The sequence below is a fragment of the Plantactinospora sp. B5E13 genome (genome assembly GCF_039871775.1).
In the GTDB taxonomy this organism is placed as follows: domain Bacteria; phylum Actinomycetota; class Actinomycetes; order Mycobacteriales; family Micromonosporaceae; genus Plantactinospora.
Genome location: NZ_JBDPLT010000113.1, coordinates 1 through 982 on the forward strand (window position 1 = coordinate 1; position 982 = coordinate 982).

Here is a 982-nt window from a genome sequence, read left to right on the forward strand (position 1 = left end):
TAGACGAGTAGTTCCGAAGTCAGGGGTCGATGTCCAGGCATGAGGAGAGGGCATCCAAGATCATGTTGTGACGCAAGACCTGGACACCCTCTTGACCGCACTGTACGTGAAGATCGACGACAGCATCCGCACGCCCCGGTGGCGCGGCAGGCCGCCGCTGCTGACCGACTCCGAACTGGTGTGCCTGGCCGTGGCGCAGGTCCTGCTCGGCGCCCGCTCGGAAGCCCACTGGATCCGCTACGCCCGCATCCATCTGGCCGGCATGTTCCCGTACCTGCCACAACGACCGGGATACAACAAGCGGCTGCGCGCCGCCCTGCCGCTGGTCAAGAAGGTGATCCGGGAACTGGCCCGTGACAGTGACTTCTGGTTCGACAACCACTGGATCGTCGACTCCACCCCGGTGCCGTGCGGCATGTCCCGACCCACCGTGCAACGCTCGGACCTGGCCGGCTGGGCCGGATACGGCTACTGCGCCTCCCACTCCCGGTTCTTCTGGGGTTTACGGCTGTACCTGGTGTGCACCCCGACCGGGATGCCGATCCTGTGGGCCCTGGCCAACCCGAAACTCGGCGAGCGGGAGGTCCTCGCCGCGATGCTGGAGGTGGAGGCCGGCGTCGTCGCCGAACACGACGGCATCCTGCTGATCAGCGACAAGGGCTTCGCGTCCAGACCACTCGAGCGGGACCTCGCCGAGCAGGGCATCACCCTGCTACGCCCGTCCCGCAAGAAGGAGAAGACGCGCTACGGCGAACCGATGCTCAAGAAGGTCCGACAGCTCATCGAGTCGGTCAACGACACACTCAAGGGCCAGCTTGATCTGGAGGAACACGGCGGACGCACCTTCGCCGGCGTCGCCGTACGGGTGGCCCAACGCCTCCTCGCGATGACCGCCGCGATCTGGCACAACAACAAGACCGGTGCACCCGTCACCCGGTCACTGATCGCCTACGACCACTGACCGGGATTCGGAACAACTCGT

The 982-nt window shown here is 65.6% G+C and carries 1 protein-coding gene; it reads left to right on the plus strand.

Going from position 1 to position 982, the window contains the following annotated elements; genetic code table 11:
* Positions 1-67: 67 nt before the first annotated feature.
* A complete protein-coding gene (locus ABGB05_RS36905; protein ID WP_347658673.1) occupies positions 68-961 on the plus strand; it encodes an IS982 family transposase in 894 nt (297 codons plus the stop codon).
* Positions 962-982 lie beyond the last annotated feature (21 nt).